A 9,389-nucleotide genomic window follows, 5' to 3' on the forward strand; every position below is an offset into this window, starting at 1 on the left:
TGCACGTTTATAGGCAATCGTTACTTTTCGGCCTCTTTTTAATTCAACGTATCACTAGAAGGAGGCCCTTTTGTGGCATTAGATCAAACCGCATTGTTTCAAAAATTATTAGAACAGATTGCTTTACCTGCGGATGTCGCGCACTATCCCGGCTTTAAAACGGGGCAGGTCGAGCAAGTGATTGTCCACGAAACGTCAAAACGGTGGACCTTTAAATTACACTTCGATAACGTGTTACCCTTTGCGGTTTACACAGCATTTGAAGAACATTTAGAAGCGGCTTTTCAAGCGATTGCGGCCGTTTCAATTGAAATCAGTACCGATGCTAAAGAACTTGATGGTGGTGTTTTAGCCGCTTATTGGGAATATGTCGTCAATCATAGTGGGATTCAATCATCACTCTTGCATGAATTATGTGCCAAGGAGACGCCCTATATTGAAGGCCGCAAAGTCTTGTTGGTTGTTGAAAATGACATTGTTAAAACCTTTTTCATCAATCAAGCGCAAACGACGATTCAAGCCGGCTATAAACGCCTGGGCTTCCCCAACTTTGCGATTCAACCATTAATCGACGAATCAGCTTCTCAAAAATCAATTGAAGATTTCCAAGCAAAACGGGCGGTGCAAGATGCTGAACGTGCGCAAGCAGCTGCCGAAGCAATCAAGAAAAACGAAGCGCTCAAAGAAAAACGTAAAACCGAAGGCAAGCCAATTGATGGCCCAATCGTGATGGGTCGCGGGATTAATCCAGCTGAACCAGTTCGTCAGATGATTAGTATCACTGAAGAGGAACGCTCAATCGTAATTGAAGGCTTTATCTTTGATAAAGAAGTCCGGGTACTCCGTTCTGGCCGCCAATTATTAATCTTGAAGATGACTGATTACTCATCCTCATTTACGGTCAAGAAGTTCTCAAGAGATGCTAGCGATGAAAGTTTATTCGCCGCAATTGATAAAGGCATGTGGTTTAAGGTTCGCGGGAGTGTCCAAGAAGATAACTTCATGCGTGATTTAACAGTTAACGCCAACGATTTAGTTGAAGTTAGTCATCCTAAACGTGAAGATACAGCGACTGAAGGTAAGCGAATCGAAATGCATTTGCATACCAACATGTCTCAAATGGACGCGACCAACCCAATCGGCGATTACGTCAAACAAGCCGCTAAGTGGGGCCAACCTGCGATTGCCGTGACCGATCACTATAATCTCCAAGCCTTTCCGGATGCTTATGCCGCTGGGAAGAAAAACGGCGTTAAGATTTTATACGGCGTCGAAGTCAACTTGGTCAACGATGGCACGCCAGTCGTTTATAATTTGCGCGACCAAGTTCTAGAATCAGCTGAATACGTAATTTTTGATGTGGAAACGACTGGTTTGTCAGCCGTTTACGATTCAATTATCGAATTGGCTGCGGTCAAAATGCGCGATGGTGAAGTCGTCGCCTCGTTCGATGAATTTATCGATCCAGAGCGACCACTATCAGCCTTCACAACGCAATTGACCAGTATCACCAACGAAATGGTCCACGGTGCCAAGAAGGAAGCTGAAGTCTTGGCAATGTTCAAGGAATTTACTGGCGATGCCGTTTTAGCCGGTCATAACGTTAGTTTCGATATGGGCTTCTTGAACGCGGGTTATGAACGGAACGATATTGACCTGATCGATAACCCAGTCATTGATACCTTGGAATTATCGCGGATGTTGCATCCTGAATACAAGAATCATAAGTTGGATTCATTGACCAAGCGCTACAAGATCAACCTAGAACACCATCATCGGGCTAATGCCGATGCTGAATCAACTGGTTATTTATTGTATAAGTTGGAAAAAGAAGCCGCTGAAAATTACGATATGGTAAACGTCAATCAACTAAATGATCGCGTCGGGGTCGGCGAGTTTTACAAACAAGCCCGTCCAGCACACGCGGTCTTAATGGCGCAAACCCAAGCTGGTTTGAAGAATTTATTCAAATTGGTTTCAGCCTCAATGACTGAATACTATTACCGGACACCGCGCTTGCCTAAGAGTAAACTCGATGCTTTGCGCGAAGGAATTTTAGTCGGTTCAGCCTGCAGTAATGGCGAAGTCTTTGAAGCAATGATGCAAAAAGGGTATAACGAAGCGCTCGATCGTGCTAAATACTACGATTATATCGAAGTGATGCCCAAAGCGGTTTACGCGCCATTATTGGAACGTGAATTGGTGCGCGACAATCAGGCACTTGAAGAAATCATTCGCAACTTAGTTAAAGTTGGCGAAAAACTCAACAAACCAGTTGTCGCAACTGGCGATGCACATTATTTGAATCCAGAAGACGCGATTTATCGGAAGATTCTGATTCACTCAATGGGCGGGGCCAACCCCTTGAACCGTTCGAAGTTACCAGATGTTCATTTCCGCTCAACTGATGAAATGCTGACGGCCTTTGACTTCCTAGGGCCAGAATTAGCGCAAGAATTAGTCGTAGCCAATCCACAAAAGATTGCCGATCAAATCGACGAAATTGTACCGGTTAAAGATAAACTTTACACGCCTAAGATGGCCGGCGCCGAAGACGAAATTCAAACCTTAACGATGAACCGTGCGCACGAATTGTACGGAGCTGAGTTACCTGAAATCGTCGAAGCCCGTTTGAAAAAAGAATTGAAGAGTATCATCGGGAATGGATTCTCCGTTATTTACCTGATTTCTCAAAAATTGGTTTATAAGAGTGGCAAGGATGGGTACTTGGTTGGTTCCCGGGGATCGGTTGGTTCGAGTTTAGTCGCAACCATGACCGGGATCACCGAAGTTAACCCGTTACCACCGCATTATCGGTGTTCTAACTGTCACTACTCCGAATTCTTTACCAAAGGGGAAGTTGGTTCGGGTTACGATTTAGCGGACAAAGATTGCCCTGAATGTGGCACGCCACTTGATAAGGACGGCCATGATATTCCGTTCGAAACTTTCCTTGGCTTCCACGGGGATAAGGTGCCGGATATTGATTTGAACTTCTCCGGTGATTATCAACCAGTCGCCCATAACTATACGAAGGTCTTGTTCGGTGAAAATAACGTATTCCGGGCCGGGACAATCGGGACGGTCGCTGATAAAACGGCGTACGGTTATGTTAAAGCCTATGAACGTGATACGGAACAAACTTTCCGCGGGGCTGAAGTCGATCGGTTGGCAAAAGGCTCGACCGGTGTTAAACGGACGACAGGTCAACATCCAGCTGGGATTATCGTTGTGCCTGATTACATGGATATCTATGATTTCACGCCAATCCAATTCCCGGCCGATGATCAAGATGCGGCCTGGAAGACAACCCATTTTGATTTCCATTCGATCCATGATAATATCTTGAAGCTCGATATCCTGGGGCATGATGATCCCACGATGATTCGGATGCTCCAAGATCTCTCTGGGATTGATCCTAAATCAATCCCAACTGATGATCCGGGCGTGATGGCCTTGTTCTCCGGCACTGATTCACTCGGCGTGACGCCTGAACAGATTAATTCGAAGATGGGCACCTTGGGCGTGCCAGAATTCGGGACGCGTTTTGTTCGCGGAATGTTGGAAGAAACACATCCAACAACCTTCTCAGAACTACTCCAAATTTCTGGCCTTTCTCATGGGACCGACGTGTGGTTGGGGAATGCCGAAGAACTAATTAATAAAGGCGTTGTCACCCTGAAAGACGTTATTGGTTGTCGTGATAATATCATGATGGATTTAATTCACTGGGGAATGGACGATAGTATGTCCTTCAACATTATGGAACGGGTTCGTAAAGGCAAAGGGATTCCGGATGATTGGCAACGAGCCATGCGCGATAATGAAAACGTGCCGGATTGGTATATTGACTCTTGTCTCAAGATTAAATATATGTTCCCGAAAGCCCATGCGACCGCCTATATCTTGATGGCGCTCCGGATTGCCTATTTCAAAGTGTACTTCCCAATTATTTATTACTGTGCATACTTCAGTGTGCGGGCCAGTGACTTCGACCTCGTGGCGATGGCCCAAGGTAAAGAAGGCGTGAAGGCTCGTATGAAGGAAATCACGGATAAAGGGATGGAAGCCAGTACGAAAGAAAAGAACTTGTTAACCGTGCTTGAAATCGCCAATGAATGTTTGGAACGCGGCATCACAATTAAGATGGTCGACATCGAAAAATCAGATTCATCTGATTTCTTGATCCAAGACGACCATACCTTACTCGCACCATTCCGCGCAGTCCCAAGTCTTGGCGATAACGTTGCTAAACAAATCGTCTCCGCCCGCGAAGAAAAACCTTTCTTATCTAAAGAAGACTTATCTAACCGTGGGAAAGTATCGAAAACATTGATTGAATATTTAACAGAAAATAACGTATTGAATGACTTGCCTGATGAAAATCAATTATCGTTGTTTGATATGATGTAATTAAAAAGCCCTCATGCACCTGCCAAGAATTGTTTGGCGGTGGGTGAGGGCTTTTTTTGAATTATTAAGAATAATATTAATTTTAATCTAGATTTCTATTTGGAAGTACAGCAACTATAAAGCATAGTCTGTGATATAATAATAAAAGATTAGAAATGAAATAAAACGCTTGACAGAAGGGTTTTGAGGGGCGACTATGAGCAGAGCAAGGATTACGTGCTAATTTAGAATATAACAACGGTGTTAAAGCTAACACCGCTTTTTATGATGAACTTAAAAATAAACTCCCCAATTTTTTTACAGCGGACAAACTCGATGAGTTTGGTGCTGTGAAAGAATTGGGGAGTTTTGATTTAGAAAAATTTAAAGCTAGTTTAAATGAGAATAATATTAATGAATTAACTAGCGGTTATCAGTTAGACTTCATTGGTAAGAACTATGCTAAAAAACAAGCGGGTGAACGACCAACAACCGTGATTGTACCAGATAATGTGCATAATGAAAAAGCGGAGAATAAGAGTAGTAAAAATCTATTCTTTAGTGGTGATAACTTAGAAGTTTTACGACATCTACAGCAGAATTATGCGAATTCGATTGATTTTATTTATATTGATCCACCCTATAATACTGGATCAGATGGGTTTGTTTATCCGGATAATTTTGAATATTCTGATGGACAATTACAAGATATGTTTGGGTTGAATAGTGAAGAACTAAAAAGATTAAAATCGATTCAAGGAAAATCAACGCATAGTGCGTGGCTGACATTTATGTATCCACGTTTATATTTAGCTAAGAAATTGTTGAAAGATACTGGGGTAATTTTTGTATCCATTGATGATAATGAACAAGCAAATCTGAAATTATTAATGGATGATGTGTATGGTGAAGGAAATTTTGTGGCTGAAGTGATAATTGATGCCACTCCTAAGAATGATCCAATGATGATTGCGACATCACATGAATATATGCTTACGTATGTAAAGAACGAACCAGAAGCGAGAAAGCAAGTATGGGGATCTCCTCATCCATTAACTGATCAAATTGTTAGGATAGCAAACGATTATGATAATAAAGAAGCTGAAACAAAATTAAAGGATTTTTATAAGAAAAATAATTTAACAAGTAATAATATATCGAATTATAAATTTGTCGATCAGTATGGAGTATTTCGTATAGGACCACTTGATGATCCTCAATCAAGAGGTCCTAAAGATGAAAGGATAAATATAAAGACAGGAAGACCATTGAAAGTTCCCGCTAGGGGTTGGAGTACGAACGTTGAAACTTGGAATAAGTGGGTTTCTGAAAATTTAATTTATTTTCCAGAAGAAGATAGTAAACTAGCTTCAAAAAAAACCTATTTAAATAAGGACAAGCTAGATGTGGGTCGATCAGTTATTAAGATTCAAACAAGGGCTACTACTAATTATTTGAATAGTTTATTTAATGTGAAAAATATATTTAACAACCCTAAGCCTATTAATTTGATAAAACAGATTATATCTTTAATGAATAATGAAGAACCAATAATTTTGGATTTCTTTGCTGGATCCTCCACTACTGCCGATGCAGTGATGCAATTAAATGCTGAGGATGGTGGCCATCGTCAATTTATGATGTGTACGTTACCTGAACCAACTTTTACAACTAATTCTAATGGTAAAGAGGTACCAACAAAAGGTGGCAAAGCAGCGTATAAAGCTGGATTTAAATCAATCGATGAGATTTCAAGAGAACGGATTATTCGAGCTAGCGCCAAAATTAAAGCCGAAAATACCAATTTATCTGAGGATTTTGATGGTGGATTCAAGCATTATCGGGTAGTACCAGCAAAACAAGAAACGTTAGATCAACTTGAATTTGATGATAATTTACAGTTAGATATGTTTGATAGTATGTTGGATGATTTCTCAAGTGATCATTTGGGTGTTACTGGGCAAGCCAGTGGGTTTGATACTATCTTACAAACTTATTTAGCAAGCGATAATTATCAGTTTGATGTGCCAATTAAGATGATAGATTTCGGTGGTATCAAAGTGGCGTATGTCAATCAGCAAAGAATCTACATTATTACTGATAATTGGCAGTCAGAGAATACAAAGGCATTGGTCAATGCGATTGGGACGAATCAAATCGCGGTACAAACGATTGTTGTATTTGGTTACCCAATGGCAATGGAGAGTCTGCGAGAATTAAAGATTGCGTTGAAGCAACTGGAAAATAATGTCAAAGTATTAGTTCGATACTAGGAGGTAATATAATGAAAATTTTATTGGAAGAATTACCTCACCAACAAGAAGCATTAGAAGCAATTGATAAGGCTTTTTTAGGAATTGATGCGTATTCAGCGAATCCAGATAGTAACTATGTCTATGCGAATCCGATTATTAAAGGTGCTGGGGAAGATAGTACTAATATTGATATTAAGATGGAGACCGGTACTGGTAAAACCTATGTAGGTGTTCGAACAATGTTTGAAATGCACCAGAAATATGGCTTGTTTAAGTTTATCGTGGTTGTACCATCACCAGCGATTAAAGAAGGATGGAAGAATTTCATTCAAGCAGACTATGCGAAACAGCATTTTTCACAATTTTATGAAAATACGCAAATTAACTTAAATGTTATTAATGCAGGTGATTTTAATAGTAAAAAGGGTTTACTTCCAGCTAATTTAGTTGATTTTATTGAGGGTGATCGCTTAAATACTTCAACTATTCAAGTTTTGCTAATTAACGCAGGAATGCTTAATTCAGATAATATGAAGGGTGTTATTTCGCGTGGGAAAAATAAAGGGCAAGAACGGTTTAATCAAACGTTATTGTCGGGATTTACAAAACCACTAGAAGCAATTCAAGCGACTAGGCCAGTTGTTCTAGTTGATGAACCCCATCGTTTTCCAAGAGGTGGGGAGTTCTATAAAGCCATTCAAAGTACACAGCCGCAAATCATTATCAGATTTGGGGCAACCTTTCCTAAGGTTAAGGTTGGTAAAGGACGAAATGCAAAAGAAATCAAAGATTACTATCGGAAACAGCCTCAATTTAATTTAAATGCAATTACTGCTTTTAATGATGGTTTGGTAAAAGGAATTGATATTTATTATCCGACGGTGACAGAGTCTGAGGCTAATGATCGCTATGTTGTAGACTCGGTTACAAATCAAAAATTGGTGCTTAAAAATAAACAAGAGTTATATACGTTTGAAAAAGGCGATGATATTGGCTTTGATGGCGACGTCACATATGAAGGTGCAAAAGTATTATCTAACGGTTTGGAATTAGAAAAGGGGATGACCTTTTTACCAGCTACGATGACTAATTCGTATCAGGAATTAATCATCAAAGATGCAATTGACAAACATTTTGAAGCAGAAATTCAGAATTTTATGCGTGAAAATGATAATCAAGCAAAGGTTAAAACCCTCTCGCTGTTTTTTATCGATTCAATTAAATCGTATCGAGACGAGGATGGTTGGTTAAAGAAGATATTTGAAAAATTATTACAAAGAAAACTTGAAAGTTTAATTCGAACATTTAGATTAAAGAAATTGCCGCGAGAACAAGAATACCTATCATTCTTACAAGCAACTCTGGTAAATCTCACTGAAAATGTGCATGCTGGTTATTTTGGTGAAGATCGTGGTTCTGGAGATGAAGCTGTTCAAGCTGAAGTTGATGACATTTTAAAAAACAAGGAAAAGTTACTTTCCTTTAAAGATGATAAAGGGAAATGGCAAACTAGACGTTTTCTATTCTCTAAGTGGACATTACGAGAAGGTTGGGATAATCCCAATGTATTTGTGATTGCCAAGTTGCGGACATCAGGAAGTGAAAATTCTAAGATTCAGGAAGTTGGTCGGGGGTTACGATTACCTGTCGATGAAAATGGGCATCGACTACAACAGACGGAATTACCTAGCAGATTAAGATTTTTAATTGGTTATGATGAAAAGTCATTTGCAGAGAGTTTAGTGAGCGAAGTCAATGATGATACAACTATCAAATTAGATGAAACCAAAATAACAGATAATATGATAGAAATAATTTTAAAAGATGATGCTAGTCTTACAAAAGATCAGCTTCTAGAAAAATTAGATATCGAAGGAATTATTAACCGCAGTAATGAGTTTAAAGAAAATGGTTTAAACAAACTACTAGATTTATATCCAGTTTTGGGACAACAAAGTCGCGTTAGACAAGATAAAATTACGGTGGGTGGACCTAGATCTAAGCAACGAATTAAGTTGAATAAAGATAACTGGAATCAAATGCGTGAATTATGGGAGCGGTTCTCTAATCGATACATGCTAGAGTTTACGCGTATTGATGAGGATGCCCTACAATTCTTAATTGATGATGTTATGCATGAAGAGGATATATTTGTGAAGCAATATGCTGAATCAGTTCATCAGACCCTGGCTTATAGTGAGAAGAATAATGAAATGCAGATAAATGAGCAAACAGCAGAGTATGAAAAATTAAATGTACTAAATGGGATGAAGTACGGTGAATTTTTGAAGATACTTGTTAAAGAGACGAATCTAAAGCCAGCTCAATTGCATAGAGGTTTATATACTGTTTTAAAAGATAAATTAAATTCCAATACTGACTATCTAAATGAGAAGACTTTGAATAATTTAAAACGTGCGTTTACACAGCATTTTGAAAATAGTTATGCACAGAGTTATCAGTATAGTGCACTAGATTTTCAAGCAAGCACGTCCGTATTTGATGCTAAGTCAAATGATTTTAAAGAAGATGTTTTGGCGTCAGTAATTGGTGTAAATGAAGATGATAACGTAGCAGATAATAGACGCCAGCTTTATGAGTTACCGCCATTGAGGTATGATTCTGTGAATCCTGAAAGAGAACGGCTCCTATGATGGAATTACGGACAAACTGTTCGATATAATACATCATAAAGGAGCTTTTTATTATGGCAATTAAATATTCAAATGAATTTAAAGAATC

The 9,389-nt window shown here is 39.2% G+C and carries 3 protein-coding genes; all 3 read left to right on the top strand.

What is annotated here, in order from left to right; translation table 11 throughout:
• The first annotated feature begins 72 nt into the window (after positions 1-72).
• The 3 genes from NDN60_RS07960 to NDN60_RS07970 all read left to right on the top strand — a co-directional run bounded on the left by NDN60_RS07960 (position 73) and on the right by NDN60_RS07970 (position 9,301).
• Positions 73-4,413 (top strand): PolC-type DNA polymerase III, encoded by a 4,341-nt coding sequence (locus NDN60_RS07960; RefSeq protein WP_099947684.1) that lies wholly within the window; start codon positions 73-75, stop codon positions 4,411-4,413.
• Positions 4,414-4,742: 329 nt separating this feature from the next.
• Positions 4,743-6,665 carry a site-specific DNA-methyltransferase gene (locus NDN60_RS07965; RefSeq protein WP_056947062.1) on the top strand — a complete coding sequence of 641 codons (1,923 nt, stop codon included), beginning with the start codon at positions 4,743-4,745 and terminating at the stop codon, positions 6,663-6,665.
• 11 nt (positions 6,666-6,676) lie between these two features.
• Entirely contained in the window at positions 6,677-9,301 is a 2,625-nt protein-coding gene (locus NDN60_RS07970; RefSeq protein ID WP_099947683.1) for a type III restriction-modification system endonuclease, read from the top strand.
• The last annotated feature ends 88 nt before the right edge of the window (positions 9,302-9,389 follow it).

The organism is Latilactobacillus sp. (genome assembly GCF_033176295.1).
Lineage (GTDB): Bacteria > Bacillota > Bacilli > Lactobacillales > Lactobacillaceae > Latilactobacillus > Latilactobacillus sakei.

What these genes read in the sequence shown, in the direction of transcription:
- NDN60_RS07970 (WP_099947683.1), top strand. Translation starts at nt 6,677, where the DNA reads ATGAAAATTTTATTGGAAGAATTACCTCACCAACAAGAAGCATTAGAA.